Below are 20749 nucleotides of genomic sequence, written 5' to 3'. Positions count from 1 at the left end.
TCATGTACGCCGCGTTCATCGCAATAGCGCAGCCATGCTCGATTCGGCTGTGCCCCATGCCCCATCACCAGACCTCTTCAACCGGTGCCCGGTGATGGTGGGTATGAGCGAAGGTGTTGCCTGGTTTGTGGCGGTTTCCACGTCTTGGCCGACGGCACAATTCTGGTCAAGATGTCTCCGAGCAGTAGACGAAACGATTCAACAGGGAGTGAATTCATGGAACATGCACCTTGCATCAGCCAGATAGCCACCTTACTGGCTGACCCAAAGCGCAGCACAATGATGTGGGCCTTGATGGACGGCTCGGCGCGCCAAGCCGAAGAACTGGCCCTGTTGGCCGGGTTGTCACCGTCCTCGGCCAATGCCCACTTGGGGCGTTTGTCTGCCGGAGGTCTGTTGAAAGTCGAAACCCGCGCACGCAAACGCTTCTTCCGCCTGGCAGCCCCCGAAATAGGTGCCGCGATCGAAGCGCTGGCCAGTGCCACGCTGGCCAGCGCACCCCAGGACATCCCGGATATTTTCAAACGCACTCCGCCCTTGGCGAAACCTCAGGCGCTACGCTCGTCGTTGCTGCGCGCGCGACTTTGCGACGACCATTTGGGTGGCACGCTGGCGGCGGATCTGTTCCAGCGTTTGCTGGATGCCGGCTGGATCGAACAGTTCGATCAGCGGATCACGATCACACTCAAGGGTTCTACCGAGTTGGCGGCGCGTGGTGTATTCATCCAGGCACTGGCCCATCGTAATGGCCAGTCTGCGTGTGCCTGTCCTGACTGGAGCGAAAGACGCCCGCACATGGGTGGGGCGCTGGGCGCGGCGTTGTTGCAGCTGTTCATGCAATCCGGTTGGTTGAGCCTGCCCAACGATTCGCGGGCCTTGCAGGTCACCGCTGCCGGTCAGCGTGAAATCCACCGATTCGCCAAGGATACGGAGTTGGAGATGGCGCTTTAACGGGGCCGAACACTAAACCTGTAGGAGCGAGCAAGCTCGGCTCCTACAATGCGATTTGTTTGCTTACGGTTTTACCAACCGCGCATCCAGGCTGTTCTGCGCCAGGCGCTTGGCCTGGTCCTGGGTCATGCCCAGATCGGTGTACAGCGCATGGAAGTTCTCGGTGACATAACCGCCGAAGTACGCCGGGTCATCGGAGTTCACGGTCACTTTCACGCCACGTTCGAGCATGTCGAGAATGTTGTGCTGCGACATGTGATCGAACACACAAAGCTTGGTATTGGACAGTGGGCACACGGTCAGCGGGATTTGCTCGTCGATGATCCGCTGCATCAAACGCTCGTCTTCAATGGCGCGCACGCCATGGTCGATGCGCTGGATTTTCAGCAGGTCCAGGGCTTCCCAGATGTACTCGGGCGGACCTTCTTCACCGGCGTGGGCGACGGTCAGGAAGCCTTCGTGGCGGGCACGGTCGAACACGCGCTGGAACTTGCTCGGCGGGTGACCCATCTCGGAACTGTCCAGACCGACAGCGACAAACGCATCGCGGAATGGCAGCGCCTGGTCGAGGGTTTTTTCCGCTTGTTCTTCGCTCAAGTGGCGCAGGAAACTCAGGATCAAACCGCTGGTGATGCCCAGTTGCTGCTCACCGTCCTTCAGTGCTGCGGCGATGCCGTTGAGTACCACTTCAAACGGAATGCCACGGTCAGTGTGGGTCTGCGGATCGAAGAACGGTTCGGTGTGAATCACGTTCTGTGCTTTGCAGCGCAGCAGGTAGGCCCAGGTCAGGTCGTAGAAATCCTGGGACGTACGCAGCACGTCCGCGCCCTGGTAATACAGGTCGAGGAATTCTTGCAGGTTGTTGAAGGCGTAAGCCTTGCGCAGGGTTTCGACGTCGCTCCACGGCAGGGCGATCTTGTTGCGTTCGGCCAGGGCGAACAACAACTCGGGCTCCAACGAACCCTCCAGGTGCAGGTGCAATTCTGCCTTGGGCAGGGCATTCAGCCAGTCGTACATAATTCTTTTCTCATCAGGTGCAATGGTCGCCATTCTACAGATGCTAGCCGCAACAATTGGTAAAACCTGACCAGCCGGTTCATTACACCGCTTCCTGTTCCCGTCGATAAGCATAGGTATCGGCGAAGCGCGAGAGCAGGAATTCGGCGCAGGTGGTGGTCGGATATTTCGCCGGGTGCTGTGCGTCCTGGCATCCGGGCAGACATTCTATGCGGGTGTCGGGATGCGGTTCGGCGAAGAACGGCATCGAATAGCGATCCACACCCAACGGGCTGATTACCCGGTGCGGCGTCGACAGATAACGGTCGTTGCTCCAGCGCGCCATCATGTCGCCGAGGTTGACTACAAAGGTGCCCTCGATCGGTGGTGCATCGATCCATTCGCCTTTTACGTTCCTGACTTGCAGGCCACCGGCAGCATCCTGATAGAGCAGGGTGATGCAGCCGTAATCGGTGTGGGCACCGGCGCCTTGCTGCTCGGCGGAACTGGCGGTGTGGCGCGGCGGGTAGTGGATCATCCGCAATACGCTGACCGGCTCGCCGAAGCGCGAATCAAAAAAGTCGCGCTCGATGCCCAGCGCCAACGTCATTGCCCGCAACAGTGTTTGCGCGAGTGCCTGCATGTCGACGTAGTGCTGCTCCATCAGCGCTTCCCATCCGAGCAGTGATGGATGACGGTTAGGGCCGCGCAAGGGTTTTTCCGCCAGTACGTCTGGATGCTCGGCCGGCAAGTGCAGGCCCATGTCGAAGGTTTCTTTCAAGTCGCTCGGTTTGCTCGGGTCGAGTTGCTCGGTGGCGATGGCGCCGTAGCCGCGATGGTGGCGGGTCTGGGTGATGTCGATCTTGAGTTTTTCGTCAGCGGGTTGAGCGAAGAAGCGCTTGGCATTGTCGAGCAGCGCGTCGATACGTTCGGCGCTGATCGGATGCCCCTTGATGTAGAAAAAGCCCCACTCGCGACAGGCGTGGTCGATTTCTTTTGCCACGGCGAGCCAGGCGTTTTGGTCTTCGCTGTAGAGCGGGGCGATGTCGATGATGGGAAGGCTGTTCATACACAATCCTGAATACGCTGAAGATCAACTGTGGGAGCCAGCCTGCTGGCGATAGCAGAGTGTCATGCAACAAAAAAGTCGCCTGATACGCCGTCATCGCTAGCAGGCTGGCTCCCACAGGGTTTGTGTGGGGAGCAAAATTTACTTCGGAATCTCAGCCTTCATGCCTTCCACGTAATAATTCATCGACGCCAGTTCCTCCGTGGTTGCGCTCACGCCCGCCGGGATTTTCTCGACGCCCGCCTGATCCTTGATCGGGCCGGTGAACGGTTGCAGTGCACCGCTCTTGATGTCGGTGATGATCTGTTCGGCTTCAGCTTTTACGGTGGCAGGCACCAGGTCGCTGATCGGCAGTTCCACCGTGCCTTCCTTCAAGCCGCCCCAGTAATCCTGGGATTTCCAGGTGCGGTCGATCACGCTCTGGGTTGCCTGAATGTAGTGCGGCGCCCAGTCGTTGACGATGGAGGTCAGCACCGCTTTCGGCCCGAAGTGCGCCATGTCCGAAGCGTAGCCCACGGCATACACACCGCGACGCTCGGCCGCCTGGATTGGTGCCGGGCTGTCGGTGTGCTGGAATACCACGTCCACGCCCTGGTCGATCAGCGCGTTGGCGGCATCGGCTTCCTTGCCCGGATCGAACCACGAGTTAACCCACACCACTTTGATCTCGGTGCCGGGGTTGTACTTGTTCAGGGCCAGTTGAATGGCGTTGATGTCGCGGATCACTTCAGGGATCGGAAACGAGGCGACGTAGCCGATCTTCTTGGTCTTGGTCATCTTCGCCGCGAGGAAACCGCCGACGTAGCGACCCTCATAGGTGCGCGCCAGGTAAGTGCCGAGGTTCTTGTCCTGCTTGTAGCCGGTGGCGTGTTCGAAGGTCACCTTGGGAAACTGCTTGGCTACTTTCAGCGTCGGGTTCATGTAGCCGAAAGACGTGGTGAAAATCAGGTCGTATTTGTCCTTGGCCATGTTGCGGATCACCCGCTCGGCGTCGGCACCTTCGGCAACGTTTTCCACGTAGTTGGTGGTGATCTGCGGGCCGAATTTTTCCGCGAGTGCCTTGCGTCCCTGTTCATGCTGATACGTCCAGCCGTGGTCACCGATCGGGCCGATATAGACGAAGCCGACTTTCAGCGGGTCGGCGGCACTGGCAGTCAGGCTGATCCCCAGACCGATGGCGGCGCACAGCAGTTTTTGCAGCGGACGTATTTGCATGAATTCGAACCCCATTTTGTTGTGTGTGGACAGGGTCAATGCAAATTGCTGACCAACAAGACAACAAACTGCTTCAAACCGAGGCGCGGCCTTCGCGAGCAAGCCTGCTCCCACATTTGACCGCGTTCCCTCGTAGGAGCGAGCCTGCTCGCAATAGGGCCCTTGAGGCCGATAAAAGTGCATAACCTGACAAGGCTGCCATCCACTGGTGCGCTAAGGTTTAACGAAACGTTAGCGCCGCCCCGCAGTCAGTCGCTTATCCGCTTCTTCACGGCAAAGGTCCGACATGCTCACTGTCCTCAAGCAAGAAACCTTTCTGCTGCTGGCCCTGATCGCCGCTTTGGTTGCCTTCCCGCTGGAGCACTGGTTGCTGCACAGCGGTCAGGTCATCGCGTTGAGCGCCGGTTTGGTGCTGATCGCCTTCATCGTCGCCGCTTCGATGCGCGTGGCCCATCAGGCGGAATTGCTCGCGGAAAAAGTCGGCGATCCCTACGGCACGATGATCCTGACCCTGGCCGCCGTGCTGGTGGAGGTGGTGATCCTGGCGATCATGATGAGCAACGAAGCCTCGGCGACATTGGTCCGTGACACGATCTACTCGGCTGTCATGCTCGACATCAACGGCATCCTCGGCCTGGCGGCGCTGATGGGTGGGCTCAAGCATGGCGAGCAGTCCTACAACGATGACTCGGCGCGCAGCTACAGCGTGATGATCCTCACGGCCATGGGCGTTTCGATGGTGGTGCCCGAGTTCATTCCAGAAGCCAACTGGAAGCTTTATTCGGCGTTCACCATCGGCGCGATGGTGGTGCTTTATGCTTTGTTCCTGCGTATGCAGGTCGGGCCGCACAGCTACTTTTTCAGCTACAGCTACCCGGACAAACGTCGCAAAAAAGAACCGCTGGAAGATGAGCCGGCACCGATCAACCTGACGTTATCGATCGGCATTCTGGTATTCGGGGTAGTGGTGATCGGCGCATTGGCCGAGGTGATGTCCAAGACCCTGGATCTGGGCCTGGAAGGGACGGGCGCACCGCCGGTGATCACGGCGATTCTGGTGGCGGCGATTTCTGCGGCGCCGGAGATCCTGACCGCGCTGCGGGCCGCGCTGGCCAACCGCATGCAGTCGGTGGTGAACATCGCACTGGGCGCGTCGCTGTCGACGGTGATTCTGACGGTGCCGGTGATGGAAGCGATGGCGCTCTACACCGGCCAGCCATTCCAGATGGCCATGACCCCGGTGCAAACCGTGATGATCTTCATCACCCTGATCGTCAGCGCGATCAACCTCAACGATGGCGAAACCAACGCCATCGAAGGCATGACTCACTTTGTGCTGTTTGCGACGTTCATCATGTTGTCCTTGCTCGGACTCTGAAACCACCACAAAAACCCTGTAGGAGCGAGCCTGCTCGCGATCGCGGTGTGTCAGACACAGATGGTGTCGACTGACCATCCGCCATCGCGAGCAGGCTCGCTCCCACAGTTTTGATCGGTGTTGAATCAGGTACCGGCGATCAACTGCCGAGCCGCCTGAGTGTGATCAGCGATCAACCCTTTCAGGTCCAGTCCTTCAACCTGCCCGTCAATCACCCGCCACTTGCCGGCGACCATCACCCGATCCGCGCGATCCGCACCGCACAACAGCAGCGCAGAAACCGGATCGTGACTGCCGGAGAAGCGCAGCTCATCGAGCTTGAACAGCGCCAGGTCAGCCTGCTTGCCCACCGCGATTTCACCAATGTCTGTGCGACCCAACAACTGCGCCGAACCCTTGGTGGCCCAGCCCAGCACGCGCTCCGGCGTGATCTTCTCGGCGCCGTAGCGCAGGCGCTGGATGTACAAAGCCTGGCGCGTTTCGAGGATCATGTTCGAGGCGTCGTTGGAGGCCGAACCGTCTACGCCGAGGCCCAGTGGTGCACCAGCGTCGGTCAGTTCGATGCTCGGGCAGATGCCGGAGGCCAGGCGCATGTTCGAGCTCGGGCAATGGCAGATACCGGTGCCGGCCGCGCCGAGGCGGGCGATTTCGTCCGGGTTGAAGTGGATGCCGTGGGCCAGCCAGGTACGCGGGCCGAGCCAGCCGACGCTGTCCAGATAATCCACGGTGCGCAGGCCGAAACGTTGCAGACAGAAGTCTTCTTCGTCGAGGGTTTCCGCCAGGTGTGTGTGCAGGCGCACGTCGAGCTTGTTCGCCAGGTCGGCACTGGCGGACATGATTTCCGGGGTCACCGAGAACGGCGAGCAAGGCGCCAGGGCGATCTGGATCTGCGCGCCGTCGCCGCGTTCGTGGTACTCGGCGATCAGACGTTGGCTGTCATCGAGAATCACCTGGCCTTCCTGCACGGTTTGCTGCGGTGGCAGGCCACCGTCTTTTTCGCCAAGGCTCATGGAGCCGCGCGTCAGCATGGCGCGCATACCCAGGTCGCGAACGCTCTCGACTTGTACGTCGATCGCGTTTTCCAGGCCTTCGGGAAACAGGTAATGGTGATCGGCCGCCGTGGTGCAACCGGACAGCAGCAATTCGGCCAACGCGACTTTGGTGGCGAGGGCGAGTTTTTCCGGGGTCAGGCGCGCCCAAACCGGGTACAGGGTTTTCAGCCACGGGAACAGCGGTTGGTTGACCACCGGCGCCCAGGCGCGGGTCAGGGTTTGATAGAAGTGGTGATGGGTGTTAATCAGGCCTGGCAGAATCACATGCTCGCGGGCATCGAACACTTCATTGCACGGCTGGGACGGTTGTTGACCCGCGCCGAGCACTTCGACGATCACACCGTCTTGCAGCACAAGGCCGCCACGGGCATCGAGACCGTTGGCCGTGAAAATGGCGAGGGGATTTTTTAACCAGGTACGGATGGCAGGCATGTTGGCCGGCTCCTCTGAAAGTTGGGTTCAGGGTTGCCAGCTCAGTGTTGCCCTGTCTGCTGATCCAGGGTCGCCGGGGAGGCGAGGTGCGAAGTGTCGAACAAAACGCTGTCAGGGGCAAGCCCGGCCCGACAGGACAACACCAAACCCCCTGTTGGAGCTAGCGCCTACAGGGGGACGGGGTGCTTACCAGGGAATGGTTTCACCCCGGTAATTGACGAAGTGATGCCCACCCTTGCCGACATAGGCATTCACCTGATCCACCAAACCCCGCGTGCTGGTCTGCACATCAAGGTCTGCACCTTCACCGCCCATGTCGGTTTTCACCCAACCCGGATGCAGTGACAGCACGGTGAGTTGTGTATCGCCCAACTGGGTGACGAAGCTGTTGGTCATGGAGTTCAGCGCAGCCTTGCTGGCCTTGTACAGCGCCAGTTCCGGCGCATCAGGCATGGTCACGCTGCCCAGCACCGAACTCATGAACGCCAGCACGCCGGTGTCCGGACGGATCTGCCCGACGAAACGCTGCGCCAGGTTGATCGGCGCCACGGCGTTGGTGAAAAACAGCTGACCAACGTCGGCCAGCGTCGCACCGCCGTTCGGCGTCTGGACTTCCGGCCCCTTGACCCCGGCATTGACGAACAGCAGATCGAACACTTCGCCTTTGAGTTGCTGGTTCAGTGCGATCACCGCTTGCTGATCGTCCATGTCGAGCTTCTCGATCCGCACATCGCCCAAAGCCTGCAAGGCTTCGGCGTTCTGCGGATTGCGCACGGTGGCGGTGACTTGCCAGCCATCGGCCAGCAGGGTCTTCACCAGACCGAGGCCCAAGCCCCGGGAGGCGCCGATGACGAGTGCGTTTTTTGCCGTTGACATGAGTGGCTTCCTTGAAAAATCAGAGTCGTGGATTCAATGGACACTGTTGCCCGAGCCGTTGTTGCAACTCTTTGCGCAGCGCGCCGAGTTCGGCCATCCGGGCTTCGATCAGTTTGAGTTTATCTTGCAGCAGTTGGGTGACGGCCGTGTCGGGATCGGGCGACTGCCAGATCGTAGCGACGCTGTTGCCGATCTCTCCGAGGGTAAAGCCCAGCCGTTGAGCCGTCTTGATGTATTGCACCAGTTGCACCATGTCGGGCGGATAGTCGCGATAACCATTGGCGCTGCGTTGCGCGGCAATCAAACCTCGTTGCTCGTAGAACCGCAACGTGTCGCGGCTGACCGCGCTGGCCTGGGCTAATTCACCGATGCGCATCATCACATCTCATGGAGGGCTTGACCCTGGAGCATACTCCAGGCTTTAGCGTTATTGCTCCCTGAATTGATGGAGCAATGTCGATGTGGACTTCAACGCAATATCGCCGGTTGGTGCAAGGCAGTGCCTGGTATGACTTGATCGTTACGATCGCGTTTGTCTCACCGTGGAGTTTCGCGGCGCTGCATGGGCTGTTGACGGCTGTGAGTCAGGCTTTGATTCTGCCTGGAGAGCTGCCGCCGTTCGCGCCAGCGCACATGTTGATGGCGAATCTGTTGGGCTCGATTGTTTGCGTGTGGGCGGTGCTGCGGATTCGTGATCCGCAGCAGGTTTATGGGCGGTATGACGCGGTGGCCAGACTCCTTTTTGCGACTTGGGAGGCATATGCCCTGGCCCAAGGCGCGAGTTCGCTGCTGGTGATTTTCTTGTTCTTTGAATTGGCGTGGGGCATCGCTCAAGTGCTGCCTGTTCAGCAGCCATCGCGAGCAGGCTCACTCCTGCAGGGTTCCGTTGTGTGACGTAGATCGATGCCAGACCGGCGATCCCTGTGGGCGAGCCTGCTCGCGATGAGACCCGCCCAGTCACCGCCTAATGCCCGGCCTGCCACGGCTGCCCCAGCGACACTGGCGCATACAACCGTGTGCGCACCGCATCCCGCGACAACAGCACCAACACCACAATGGTCGCGACATACGGCAGCATCGCCAGCAAACTCGACGGAATCGCCAGCCCCAATCCCTGCGCCACCAGGTGCAGGATGCTGGCGAGGCCAAACAGGTACGCGCCCAGCAGCAGGCGCCACACCCGCCAACTGGCGAACACCACCAGCGCCAAAGCGATCCAGCCACGACCGGCGCTCATGTTTTCCGCCCACATTGGCGTGTAAGCCAGCGACAGATACGCCCCGGCCAACCCGGCCATGGCGCCGCCGAACAACACCGCTAACGTCCGCACGCGCAACACCGGCAAGCCCATGGCGCTGGCCGCATCCGGGCTCTCTCCCACGGCCTGAATGATCAGCCCGACGCGGCTTTTCAGAATTACCCAGGCCACCAGCGCAAACAGCGCGAACGACAAATACACCAGCAGATCCTGGGCAAACAGCATCCGCCCGATCAGTGGAATCTCATTCAAATACGGGATCGCCAGCGGTTCGAAACCCGCCAGTGGCTTGCCGACCCACGCCGCGCCGACAAAGGTCGACAGACCCACGCCGAAAATCGTCAGCGCCAACCCGGTGGCCACTTGATTGGCGTTGAACACCAACGCCACCAACGCAAACAGCGAGGACAACAGCATCCCGGCGAGCATCGCCAGCAACACGCCAAGCCACAGGTTGCCGCTGTTGAAGGCGACGATGAAACCGATCACCGCACCAAACAGCATCATCCCTTCCTGACCGAGGTTGAGCACTCCGCTTTTCTCGCAAATCAGTTCGCCCAACGCCACCAGCAGCAGCGGCGTGCCGCAGCGGACCATGGCGTAGAAAATATTGCTCAGCAGATCGATATCCATCACAGCGCTCCTGCGGGTACGGCGGTGGTTGCGCGGCGGGACCAGCGCAGGTTCAAACGCGGTCGATAGAGAATCAGCACATCACTGGCCAGCAGGAAAAACAGCATCATCCCCTGGAACAATTGGGTGATCGCTTGCGGCAGGTTCAGACTCATTTGTGCGCTCTCGCCACCGATGTACAGCAACGCCATCAACAGGCTGGAAAACAGAATGCCGATGGGGTTCAGCCGTCCGAGAAACGCCACGGTGATCGCCGCATAGCCGTAACCCGGAGAGACCTGCGGCACCAGTTGGCCGATCGGCCCGGTGACTTCACACACGCCGGCCAGCCCTGCCAAACCGCCGCTGATCAACAGCGCGAGCCAGATCAGGCGCTTCTCGCGAAAGCCAACGAAACCGGCAGCACGCTTGTCTAGCCCGAGCACTTTGATCTGGAAACCGACAAAGCTTTTCTGCAACAACACCCACACCGCCACCAAGGCAAGCAGGGCGAAATACACACCCGCGTGAACCCGGCCATCCTCCATCAACAACGGCAGACGACTGGCATCGCCGAACATCGCCGATTGTGGAAAGTTGAAACCTTCCGGGTCTTTCAGTGGACCGTGCACGCAGAACAGCAGCAGGTTCAGGGCGATGTAATTGAGCATGATGCTGGTGAGGATTTCGTTGGCATTGAAACGCGTGCGCAACCACGCGGTCAGCCCCGCCCACGCGGCGCCGGCCAGGGTGCCGGCAAACAGGATCATCACCAGTGCCCAACGGCTTTGCATGTCGATGATATTTACCGCCAACGCACTGCCCGCCAGTGCACCGAGCAGCAGTTGGCCTTCCGCGCCGATGTTCCAGATCCGCGCCTGATAGGCCACGGCGAGGCCCAATGCACAGAGCAGAATCGGCAAGGCTTTGACCAACAGTTCGGATACGCCATACAGGTCGCTGATTGGCGCGATCAACAGCGTATGCAAGGTCAGCACCGGGTCGTGTCCCAGGGCGATAAACAGCAGCGAGCCACAGCCCAGGGTCAGGACCGCGGCCAGCAACGGCGAGCACCACAGCATCAGGCGCGATTGCTGGCCTCGGGGTTCAAGAGAAAGCAGCATGTGACACTCCGTTAAAGCGGTGCGGACGCAGGTGATTGAGGGGCGTCGAAGCGGCCGGCCATCCAGCCGCCGACATCGATAAGGCGGGTGTCGATCGTGGCCCTGAGCGGCGACAGTCGCCCGCCGCACAAGGCACCGAGGCGGTCGCTGATCTGAAACAGTTCGTCGAGGTCTTCGGAGATCACCAGGATCGCCGCGCCGGCATCGCGCAAGGCAATCAGCGCGCGGTGAATGGTCGCTGCTGCGCCGACATCCACGCCCCAGGTCGGGTGCGCGGCCACCAGTAGTTTCGGTTGTTGAAGAATTTCCCGGCCAAGGATGAATTTCTGCAGATTACCGCCGGACAGACTGCGGGCCGGCGTCTGGCTGTCCGGAGTCTTGACCCCGAAGCGGCGAATGATTTCTTCGGCCAGTGCCTCGACTTTGCGGCGCTGCACCAAGCCATTGCTCACCAGCCCTTGCTGAAACGCGGTGAGCAGGGCGTTGTCCGCCAGGCTCAGTTCCGGCACGGCGCCATGGCCCAAGCGTTCGGCGGGGACGAATGCCAGTCCTTGTCGACGTCGGGCATCGGGGCGCAAATGCGCGACCGGCTCACCGGCGAAACTGATCGTCGTGCCGTCGTCGCGGGCCAGTCGCTGTTCGCCGCTGAGCAAGTCCAGCAATTCGTCCTGACCATTGCCGGCGACACCCGCGATGCCGACGATTTCACCACTGCGCACTTCCAGATCGATGTTTTTCAGCGAACAGCCGAAGGGATCAGGGTTGTGCCAGGACAATCCCTTCACCTGCAAGAACGCCTCGGCAGCCGTCACCTTCGGATAGTCAGTGATCAACTCTGCTGCCTCACCCACCATCAGCCGCGCCAGTTGCTGATCCGAACACTCGGTCGGTACGCAATGCCCGGCTACACGTCCGCCACGCAGCACCGTTGCGCTGTGACACAGGGCGCGGACTTCGCCGAGTTTATGGCTGATGAACAAAATGCTGCAGCCTTCGGCGGCGAGTCGGCGCAGGGTAACGAACAAGTCGTCGGCCTCCTGCGGCGTCAGCACAGAGGTCGGTTCGTCGAGGATCAGCAGGCGGATGTCCTGCATCAGGCAGCGAATGATTTCGACCCGTTGCCGCTCGCCGATGGACAGGCTGTGGACAAGTCGTTCCGGTTCCAGCGCCATGCCATAACGTTGCGACACTTCACGGATCTTCGGTTCGAGCTGTTTCGGCGTGCCAGCCTTGGCGCCCATGGCTAGAGCAATGTTCTGCGCCACGCTCAGGGTTTCGAACAACGAGAAATGCTGGAACACCATGCCGATCCCGAGGCCGCGAGCCTGGGCCGGATTGCGCATGGTCACTCGCTGCCCTTGCCAGAGCAGTTCCCCGGCATCGGCCTGGACGACGCCGTAGATGATCTTCATCAGCGTACTTTTGCCTGCACCGTTTTCGCCGAGCAGGGCATGGATTTCACCGGGGGCAATGCTCAGGTCGATGGCATCGTTGGCGAGGCAGCCGGGATAGCGTTTACTGATTCTGCGCAATTGCAGACGCGGCGTTTGATCGGGGATCGGCACGGAGTTGGGCATGACAGGCTCAAGGCGATTGGACTTATGCCTGTGGATAAAGCAATTTCCTGGCCATTGAGTCAGGAAAGCTGAAAAGTCATGCGGTGCAAGGTGTTGAGTCCGGTGCCTGGCTCACGTTTGTATCCTGAGCAGCACCACTTGGGAGCAATGCCCACGGGCAGGGCTCCAATTTTGCCCGCATTCATTGATCAAAAAATGAGCAGTCGCGTGCGAGCCATGCCCCGCATGGTGCCGCGACAGGAATGAACGGGTTATCCACAGATTGCTCCACAGTATTTGTGCGCAAGCGCAAAGGTCGGGCATAAGCGCGGGGCGGCTATCTTCTAAAGGTGATAAACCACTCTAAGTATTTGTTTTTGCGTAGATTTGTACTGGTTGATGGCGATTTGGACGAAAAGTGAGCAAAGCCCGCAAAGCCGCATGACAGAAGGGTTACAGCGGTATGTGCTCAGGTTATCCACAGTCGGGTGCACAGTTGATGTGGGCAACTGTCGGGTGCATGAGTAATAAGCCGTGCCCCAAAAGATCGCAGCCTCAGCGTTGCAACAAAATGCGCCCGCGACTCAAGTCGGCCAGTTGCTTCTGAAGGATTTCAATCTGCGCTTCACCCACCGCCAATTGCAGTTCAACACCGTTGGCCGTGAAGTCTTCTTGCACAACCAGCCCACCGAGATCGGCGACTCGCAGCTTTACCAAGGCCAGCTCACTGAACGCGCAGGCGCAACGCAAGGGTACCCGGCTGATCAACTCGAGTTTCGGCGCCATTTGCAGGCATTTGTTGGCGCCACCGCCATAAGCCCGGGCGAGTCCGCCGGTGCCCAGTTGAATGCCGCCGTACCAGCGAATCACCAGCACAACGACTTGATCGCAATCCTGCGCCTCGATCGCCGCCAGAATCGGCCGCCCGGCGGTGCCGCCAGGCTCGCCGTCGTCGGTGCTGCGGTATTGGTCGCCGAGCTTCCACGCCCAGCAATTGTGCGTGGCATTGAGGTCGCTGTGCTGTTCGATAAACGCTTGCGCTTCGGCAGGGCTGCCGATGGGGGCGGCGAAGGTAATGAAACGGCTTTTGCGAATCTCTTCGCGGTATTCGCAAAAGCCGCTGAGGGTAAATGGCATAAGTGTCTTAGATGCTTGGCGTCAGGCCGCAGCCCTTGAGAATGATGCGGATCAGGTTGTCGCCGGCGTCTTCCATGTCCTGCTTGGTCAACTTGGTGCGGCCGGTGACGCGGCAGATCTGCGTGGAGAAATCGGCGTAGTGCTGGGTGCTGCCCCACAACAGGAAGATCAGGTTGACCGGGTCGACCGGGTCCATTTTACCGGCGTCGATCCACGCCTGAAACACCGCCGCCCGACCCTGGAACCAGGTGCGGTAGTCCTGGTTGAAATATTCGGTCAGGCATTCGCCACCGCTGATGACTTCCATCGCGAAGATTCGTGAAGCTTGCGGCTGGCGCCGGGAAAACTCCATTTTCGCGCGGATGTAGCGGGTCAGCGCTTGTGCCGGATCGTCCTCGGCGGTCAGGGTGTTAAAGGTGCTGTCCCACAACTCGATGATGTTGCTTAGCACCGCCACGTACAAACCCAGTTTGTTGGTGAAGTAGTAGTGCAGGTTCGCCTTCGGCAGCCCGGCATTCAGAGCGATGGTGTTCATGCTGGTGCCTTTGAACCCGTGACGGGCGAACTCGTCTTCGGCGGCTTTGATGATGGTCTCTTCGTTTTTCTGACGAATGCGGCTGGCGGGTTTGCCGCCGTGAGCTGGGACTTCAAAGGTCATAGGCACTTCCGATCGGGTGGGTGGGTGCAGGCCATTGCGTTGATAGCGCACCCACAGGCTTCAGACAAGCCCTTATGCGGCGCAAAGATGATTAACGTGTCGCTGCCAGACTTTCCAGAAAGCTTTCGAGCACCAGATGAGGGCGACGCCCCTTGCGCGTGACCGAAGCGAGGCTCAAGTCATAAAAGCGCGTTTTTGATTTCAGCGCTCGCAACCGGCCTTGTTGCACCCAAAGGCTCGCGTAATGGTCCGGCAGATAACCGATATAACGGCCGGTCAAAATCAGGAACGCCATGCCTTCACGGTCCGACGCACTGGCGGTGCAATTGAGCGCCTGGTAATGGGCCTGGATTTCCGCTGGCAAACGGAAGGTCGGCGCGATGGCGTCCTGGCTATTGAGGCGCGCATCGTCCAGTTGCTTGTCGTCGACATAAAACAGCGGATGGCCGACTGCGCAGTACAGCAACGAGCGTTCGCTGTAGAGCGGTTGATATTCCAGACCTGACAACGCGCTGGCCTGCGGCACCACGCCGACGTGCAAGCGACCGTCGAGCACACCTTGCTCCACTTCGTTGGGCGCGATCATGCGGATCTGGATTTGCACGTCGGGCCCGCGCTCCTTCAATTGCGCCAAAGCGTGGGTGATGCGCATGTGGGGCAGCGTGACGAGGTTGTCGGTCAGGCCAATCGTCAGTTCGCCGCGCAAGTGCTGGTGCAGGCCGTTGACCTCCGTGCGAAAGCTTTCGAGTGCACTCAACAGCTGCAACGCCGACTGATACACCTCGCGGCCTTCTTCGGTCAGGGAAAAACCGGCACGACCGCGTTGGCACAGGCGCAAGCCGAGACGCTGCTCCAGATCGCTCATCTGCTGGCTGATGGCCGAGCGACCGATACCGAGTACGCTTTCGGCCGCGGAGAACCCACCGCATTCGACGACGCTGCGAAAGATCCGCAACAAACGGATATCGAAGTCGCTGACTTGCGCCAGGGGATCGGGGCGACGAACACTCATAGTTTAGCAATGACCTGACTAAAGGTTAGAAAAGTTGGATTTCACCGACTTTATCCCCGTGGCAATTTAGCTGCAAGAACGGTTTTTCTCCCTACGCCGCTTATCGCCTTGCGAGGTTTCGCCCATGAACTTGCCTGAAAACGCCCCGTCTTCCCTGGCCAGCCAGCTCAAGCTCGACGCTCACTGGATGCCATACACCGCCAACCGTAACTTCCAGCGCGACCCACGCCTGATCGTTGGTGCAGAAGGCAGCTGGCTGATCGACGACAAGGGCCGCAAGGTTTATGACTCGCTGTCCGGTCTGTGGACCTGCGGCGCCGGGCACACCCGCAAGGAAATCCAGGAAGCGGTGGCCAAGCAACTGGGCACTCTCGACTACTCGCCAGGCTTCCAGTACGGCCATCCGCTGTCGTTCCAACTGGCTGAGAAAATCACCGACTTGACGCCGGGCAACCTGAACCATGTGTTCTTCACCGACTCGGGCTCCGAGTGTGCGGACACTGCCGTGAAGATGGTCCGCGCTTACTGGCGTCTGAAAGGCCAGTCGACCAAGACCAAAATGATCGGCCGTGCCCGTGGCTACCACGGTGTGAACATCGCCGGCACCAGCCTTGGCGGCGTGAACGGTAACCGCAAACTGTTCGGTCAGGCGATGATGGACGTCGATCACCTGCCGCACACACTGCTGGCAAGCAACGCTTACTCCCGCGGCATGCCGGAGCAGGGCGGCATCGCACTGGCTGACGAACTGCTGAAGCTGATCGAGTTGCACGATGCTTCGAACATCGCCGCCGTATTCGTCGAGCCTCTGGCCGGTTCCGCTGGCGTGCTGGTTCCGCCACAGGGTTACCTCAAGCGTCTGCGCGAAATCTGCGACCAGCACAACATCCTGCTCGTGTTCGACGAAGTGATCACCGGTTTCGGCCGTACCGGCACCATGTTCGGCGCCACCACTTTCGGCGTGACCCCGGACCTGATGTGCATCGCCAAGCAAGTCACCAACGGCGCGATCCCGATGGGCGCGGTGATTGCCAGCTCCGAGATCTACCAGACTTTCATGAACCAGGCGACGCCTGAGTACGCGGTGGAATTCCCTCACGGCTACACCTATTCCGCACACCCGGTGGCTTGCGCCGCGGGCCTGGCAGCACTCGACCTGCTGCAAAAGGAAAACCTGGTGCAGAGCGTGGCAGAAGTCGCGCCGCATTTCGAAAATGCACTGCATGGCCTGAAGGGCACCAAGAACATCATCGACATCCGTAACTACGGCCTGGCCGGTGCGATCCAGATTGCACCGCGTGACGGTGACGCCATCGTGCGTCCGTTCGAAGTCGGCATGGCGCTGTGGAAAGCCGGGTTCTACGTACGCTTCGGCGGCGACACTCTGCAGTTCGGCCCAACCTTCAACAGCAAGCCGCAAGACCTGGATCGTTTGTTCGACGCGGTCGGCGAAGTGCTGAGCAAGATCGACTGATTTCTCCTTCTATATAGCTATCAACAACGGGCGTCCGGAATAGGGCGCCTGTGGACAACTTTTCAGGAGCTTCCATGAGCGTTATTCCGCATTTGATCAATGGCGAACTGGTGACCGAGAACGGTCGCGCAGTTGATGTGTTCAACCCGTCGACGGGTCAGGCTATTCACAAGTTGCCACTGGCGACCCGCGAAACCATCCAGAGCGCCATCGACGCTGCCAAGGCTGCATTCCCGGCTTGGCGCAACACGCCACCGGCCAAGCGTGCCCAAGTGATGTTCCGTTTCAAGCAACTGCTGGAACAGAACGAAGCGCGCATCTCGCAATTGATCAGCGAAGAACACGGCAAGACGCTCGAAGATGCTGCGGGTGAGCTGAAGCGCGGTATCGAGAACGTCGAGTTCGCTTGCGCGGCACCGGAAATCCTCAAGGGCGAGTACAGCCGTAACGTCGGCCCGAACATCGATGCCTGGTCGGACTTCCAGCCGTTGGGCGTGGTGGCTGGTATCACCCCGTTCAACTTCCCGGCGATGGTGCCGCTGTGGATGTACCCGCTGGCGATCGTCTGCGGCAACTGCTTCATCCTCAAACCATCCGAGCGTGATCCAAGCTCGACATTGTTGATCGCACAGCTTCTGCTGGAAGCCGGTTTGCCGAAAGGCGTGCTGAGCGTGGTGCATGGTGACAAGACTGCGGTGGACGCGTTGATCGAAGCGCCGGAAGTCAAAGCACTGAGCTTCGTCGGTTCGACGCCGATTGCCGAGTACATCTATTCCGAAGGCACCAAGCGCGGCAAACGCGTCCAGGCACTGGGCGGTGCGAAGAACCATGCGGTGCTGATGCCGGATGCGGACCTGGACAACGCCGTCAGCGCACTGATGGGCGCTGCCTACGGTTCTTGTGGTGAGCGTTGCATGGCGATTTCGGTGGCCGTGTGCGTGGGTGATCAGGTAGCGGATGCCCTGGTAGCCAAACTGGTTCCGCAAATCCAGGCGCTGAAAATCGGTGCCGGTACTTCTTGCGGTCTGGACATGGGGCCTCTGGTCACTGGCCAGGCCCGCGACAAGGTCAGCGGTTATGTAGAAGATGGCGTGGCCGCCGGCGCGACACTGGTGGTGGATGGTCGTGGTCTGACCGTGGCGGGTCATGAGGAAGGCTTCTTCCTGGGTGGCTGCCTGTTCGACAACGTCACTCCAGAGATGCGTATCTATAAAGAAGAGATCTTCGGGCCGGTGCTGTGCATCGTTCGGGTCAACAGCCTGGAAGAAGCCATGCAGTTGATCAACGATCACGAATACGGCAACGGCACTTGCATCTTCACCCGTGACGGCGAAGCGGCACGGTTGTTCTGCGATGAGATCGAAGTCGGCATGGTTGGCGTTAACGTTCCGTTGCCGGTACCTGTGGCTTACCACAGCTTCGGTGGCTGGAAGCGTTCGCTGTTTGGCGATCTGCACGCTTACGGCCCGGATGGTGTGCGTTTCTACACTCGCCGCAAAGCCATCACTCAGCGCTGGCCACAACGCGCCAGCCATGAAGCATCGCAGTTCGCGTTCCCTAGCTTGTAAGTAGAAGGGAAGAAGGCCGGCCCGATTGGGCCGGCCTTCGCGTTTCCGGGCTTTTTTGACCTATATGACAGTTTTGTGAAAATAGGTGTTGACGGCAGATCTCAGGTGTCTATAATTCGCCCCACTTCCGGCGCAGTCGAAACGGAAAACTCCTTGGTAAACAACGAGTTACGCAGTTTTCGGCAGCAGGTTGCTTCAGTTCATCGAAGCCAAAAGGAAGTTGAAAAAGAGGTGTTGACAGCAGCGTGTAACGCTGTAGAATTCGCCTCCCGCTGATGAGAGATCTGAGGCGCAAGTGGTTGAAGTTGTTGGGGAATTCCTCGAAAGCTTCTGAAAATAATCACTTGACAGCAAATGAGGCTGCTGTAGAATGCGCGCCTCGGTTGAGACGAAAGATCTTAACCAACCGCTCTTTAACAACTGAATCAAGCAATTCGTGTGGGTGCTTGTGGAGTCAGACTGCTAGTCAACAGATTATCAGCATCACAAGTTACTCCGCGAGAAATCAAAGATGTAACCAACGATTGCTGAGCCAAGTTTAGGGTTTTCTCAAAACCCAAAGATGTTTGAACTGAAGAGTTTGATCATGGCTCAGATTGAACGCTGGCGGCAGGCCTAACACATGCAAGTCGAGCGGATGAAGAGAGCTTGCTCTCTGATTCAGCGGCGGACGGGTGAGTAATGCCTAGGAATCTGCCTGGTAGTGGGGGACAACGTTTCGAAAGGAACGCTAATACCGCATACGTCCTACGGGAGAAAGCAGGGGACCTTCGGGCCTTGCGCTATCAGATGAGCCTAGGTCGGATTAGCTAGTTGGTGAGGTAATGGCTCACCAAGGCGACGATCCGTAACTGGTCTGAGAGGATGATCAGTCACACTGGAACTGAGACACGGTCCAGACTCCTACGGGAGGCAGCAGTGGGGAATATTGGACAATGGGCGAAAGCCTGATCCAGCCATGCCGCGTGTGTGAAGAAGGTCTTCGGATTGTAAAGCACTTTAAGTTGGGAGGAAGGGTTGTAGATTAATACTCTGCAATTTTGACGTTACCGACAGAATAAGCACCGGCTAACTCTGTGCCAGCAGCCGCGGTAATACAGAGGGTGCAAGCGTTAATCGGAATTACTGGGCGTAAAGCGCGCGTAGGTGGTTCGTTAAGTTGGATGTGAAAGCCCCGGGCTCAACCTGGGAACTGCATTCAAAACTGACGAGCTAGAGTATGGTAGAGGGTGGTGGAATTTCCTGTGTAGCGGTGAAATGCGTAGATATAGGAAGGAACACCAGTGGCGAAGGCGACCACCTGGACTGATACTGACACTGAGGTGCGAAAGCGTGGGGAGCAAACAGGATTAGATACCCTGGTAGTCCACGCCGTAAACGATGTCAACTAGCCGTTGGGAGCCTTGAGCTCTTAGTGGCGCAGCTAACGCATTAAGTTGACCGCCTGGGGAGTACGGCCGCAAGGTTAAAACTCAAATGAATTGACGGGGGCCCGCACAAGCGGTGGAGCATGTGGTTTAATTCGAAGCAACGCGAAGAACCTTACCAGGCCTTGACATCCAATGAACTTTCCAGAGATGGATTGGTGCCTTCGGGAACATTGAGACAGGTGCTGCATGGCTGTCGTCAGCTCGTGTCGTGAGATGTTGGGTTAAGTCCCGTAACGAGCGCAACCCTTGTCCTTAGTTACCAGCACGTTATGGTGGGCACTCTAAGGAGACTGCCGGTGACAAACCGGAGGAAGGTGGGGATGACGTCAAGTCATCATGGCCCTTACGGCCTGGGCTACACACGTGCTACAATGGTCGGTACAGAGGGTTGCCAAGCCGCGAGGTGGAGCTAATCCCATAAAACCGATCGTAGTCCGGATCGCAGTCTGCAACTCGACTGCGTGAAGTCGGAATCGCTAGTAATCGCGAATCAGAATGTCGCGGTGAATACGTTCCCGGGCCTTGTACACACCGCCCGTCACACCATGGGAGTGGGTTGCACCAGAAGTAGCTAGTCTAACCTTCGGGAGGACGGTTACCACGGTGTGATTCATGACTGGGGTGAAGTCGTAACAAGGTAGCCGTAGGGGAACCTGCGGCTGGATCACCTCCTTAATCGACGACTCAGCTGCTCCATAAGCTCCCACACGAATTGCTTGATTCATTGAAGAAGACGAAAGAAGCAGCCCGAAATTGGGTCTGTAGCTCAGTTGGTTAGAGCGCACCCCTGATAAGGGTGAGGTCGGCAGTTCGAATCTGCCCAGACCCACCAATTTTGTGTGGGAAACGCCTGTAGAAATACGGGGCCATAGCTCAGCTGGGAGAGCGCCTGCCTTGCACGCAGGAGGTCAGCGGTTCGATCCCGCTTGGCTCCACCACTACTGCTTCTCT

General features: G+C 59.1%; 17 protein-coding genes, 2 tRNA genes and 1 rRNA gene. 8 read left to right on the top strand and 12 right to left on the bottom strand.

Annotation, left to right across the window (positions count from 1 at the left end):
* Positions 1–216: 216 nt before the first annotated feature.
* A complete protein-coding gene (locus ACNYC6_RS10115; protein WP_419712172.1) occupies positions 217–951 on the top strand; it encodes an ArsR/SmtB family transcription factor in 735 nt (244 codons plus the stop codon).
* 63 nt (positions 952–1014) lie between these two features.
* Here ACNYC6_RS10115 and ACNYC6_RS10110 read toward each other — a convergent pair whose 3' ends face one another.
* The 3 genes from ACNYC6_RS10110 to ACNYC6_RS10100 all read right to left on the bottom strand — a co-directional run bounded on the left by ACNYC6_RS10110 (position 1015) and on the right by ACNYC6_RS10100 (position 4231).
* On the bottom strand, positions 1015–1968 hold the full coding sequence (locus ACNYC6_RS10110) for an adenosine deaminase (protein WP_339556741.1): 954 nt from the start codon (positions 1966–1968) through the stop codon (positions 1015–1017).
* A gap of 82 nt (positions 1969–2050) precedes the next feature.
* On the bottom strand, positions 2051–3016 hold the full coding sequence (locus tag ACNYC6_RS10105) for a 2-oxoglutarate and iron-dependent oxygenase domain-containing protein (RefSeq protein WP_419712171.1): 966 nt from the start codon (positions 3014–3016) through the stop codon (positions 2051–2053).
* Between the two features lie 141 nt (positions 3017–3157).
* A complete protein-coding gene (locus ACNYC6_RS10100) occupies positions 3158–4231 on the bottom strand; it encodes a BMP family ABC transporter substrate-binding protein (RefSeq protein WP_419712170.1) in 1074 nt (357 codons plus the stop codon).
* Between the two features lie 286 nt (positions 4232–4517).
* On the opposite strand from ACNYC6_RS10100, the gene ACNYC6_RS10095 reads away from it, so the two are divergent.
* Positions 4518–5609 (top strand): calcium:proton antiporter, encoded by a 1092-nt coding sequence (locus tag ACNYC6_RS10095; RefSeq protein ID WP_419712169.1) that lies wholly within the window; start codon positions 4518–4520, stop codon positions 5607–5609.
* A 125-nt stretch (positions 5610–5734) separates the two neighbouring features.
* Here the strand turns inward: ACNYC6_RS10095 and ACNYC6_RS10090 are convergent, their stop codons facing one another.
* From ACNYC6_RS10090 to ACNYC6_RS10080, 3 genes are all read right to left on the bottom strand, one after another.
* The gene (locus ACNYC6_RS10090) at positions 5735–7093 is read right to left on the bottom strand and encodes an 8-oxoguanine deaminase (RefSeq protein ID WP_419712168.1); all 1359 of its coding nucleotides are present in this window, start codon (positions 7091–7093) and stop codon (positions 5735–5737) included.
* Between the two features lie 186 nt (positions 7094–7279).
* On the bottom strand, positions 7280–7969 hold the full coding sequence (locus tag ACNYC6_RS10085) for an SDR family oxidoreductase (RefSeq protein WP_419712167.1): 690 nt from the start codon (positions 7967–7969) through the stop codon (positions 7280–7282).
* A gap of 19 nt (positions 7970–7988) precedes the next feature.
* Entirely contained in the window at positions 7989–8345 is a 357-nt protein-coding gene (locus ACNYC6_RS10080; protein WP_419712940.1) for a MerR family transcriptional regulator, read from the bottom strand.
* A gap of 83 nt (positions 8346–8428) precedes the next feature.
* Between ACNYC6_RS10080 and ACNYC6_RS10075 the strand changes: the two genes are divergently transcribed.
* The gene (locus tag ACNYC6_RS10075) at positions 8429–8863 is read left to right on the top strand and encodes a hypothetical protein (RefSeq protein WP_419712166.1); all 435 of its coding nucleotides are present in this window, start codon (positions 8429–8431) and stop codon (positions 8861–8863) included.
* A 70-nt stretch (positions 8864–8933) separates the two neighbouring features.
* On the opposite strand, the gene ACNYC6_RS10070 is transcribed toward ACNYC6_RS10075, so the two are convergent.
* The 6 genes from ACNYC6_RS10070 to ACNYC6_RS10045 form a co-directional block, all read right to left on the bottom strand.
* Entirely contained in the window at positions 8934–9860 is a 927-nt protein-coding gene (locus tag ACNYC6_RS10070; RefSeq protein WP_419712165.1) for an ABC transporter permease, read from the bottom strand.
* A complete protein-coding gene (locus tag ACNYC6_RS10065; RefSeq protein WP_419712164.1) occupies positions 9860–10963 on the bottom strand; it encodes an ABC transporter permease in 1104 nt (367 codons plus the stop codon). Before ACNYC6_RS10065 ends, ACNYC6_RS10070 begins: the two co-directional genes overlap by 1 nt.
* 11 nt (positions 10964–10974) lie before the next feature.
* Positions 10975–12540 carry an ABC transporter ATP-binding protein gene (locus tag ACNYC6_RS10060; RefSeq protein WP_419712163.1) on the bottom strand — a complete coding sequence of 522 codons (1566 nt, stop codon included), beginning with the start codon at positions 12538–12540 and terminating at the stop codon, positions 10975–10977.
* A gap of 534 nt (positions 12541–13074) precedes the next feature.
* Complete coding sequence (locus ACNYC6_RS10055; protein ID WP_419712162.1) at positions 13075–13656, bottom strand: IMPACT family protein; 582 nt, start codon at positions 13654–13656, stop codon at positions 13075–13077.
* Between the two features lie 7 nt (positions 13657–13663).
* On the bottom strand, positions 13664–14314 hold the full coding sequence (locus tag ACNYC6_RS10050) for a TetR/AcrR family transcriptional regulator (protein ID WP_419712161.1): 651 nt from the start codon (positions 14312–14314) through the stop codon (positions 13664–13666).
* Positions 14315–14405: 91 nt separating this feature from the next.
* A complete protein-coding gene (locus ACNYC6_RS10045; protein WP_338584572.1) occupies positions 14406–15326 on the bottom strand; it encodes a LysR family transcriptional regulator in 921 nt (306 codons plus the stop codon).
* 124 nt (positions 15327–15450) lie between these two features.
* Here ACNYC6_RS10045 and ACNYC6_RS10040 point away from each other — a divergent pair, with 124 nt between their 5' ends.
* The 5 genes from ACNYC6_RS10040 to ACNYC6_RS10020 all read left to right on the top strand — a co-directional run bounded on the left by ACNYC6_RS10040 (position 15451) and on the right by ACNYC6_RS10020 (position 20736).
* Positions 15451–16800 (top strand): aspartate aminotransferase family protein, encoded by a 1350-nt coding sequence (locus tag ACNYC6_RS10040; RefSeq protein WP_419712160.1) that lies wholly within the window; start codon positions 15451–15453, stop codon positions 16798–16800.
* Positions 16801–16874: 74 nt separating this feature from the next.
* A complete protein-coding gene (locus ACNYC6_RS10035; RefSeq protein WP_419712159.1) occupies positions 16875–18368 on the top strand; it encodes a CoA-acylating methylmalonate-semialdehyde dehydrogenase in 1494 nt (497 codons plus the stop codon).
* Positions 18369–18936: 568 nt separating this feature from the next.
* Positions 18937–20473, top strand: a 16S ribosomal RNA gene (locus ACNYC6_RS10030).
* An 80-nt stretch (positions 20474–20553) separates the two neighbouring features.
* Positions 20554–20630 (top strand) — tRNA-Ile (locus ACNYC6_RS10025).
* Positions 20631–20660: 30 nt separating this feature from the next.
* Positions 20661–20736: transfer RNA gene (locus ACNYC6_RS10020), tRNA-Ala, on the top strand.
* Positions 20737–20749 lie beyond the last annotated feature (13 nt).

Origin of the sequence: Pseudomonas sp. NFX224, assembly GCF_048565165.1 — a bacterium.
Classification (GTDB): Bacteria; Pseudomonadota; Gammaproteobacteria; order Pseudomonadales; family Pseudomonadaceae; genus Aquipseudomonas.
This window is presented reverse-complemented; position numbering and strand designations above follow the sequence as displayed.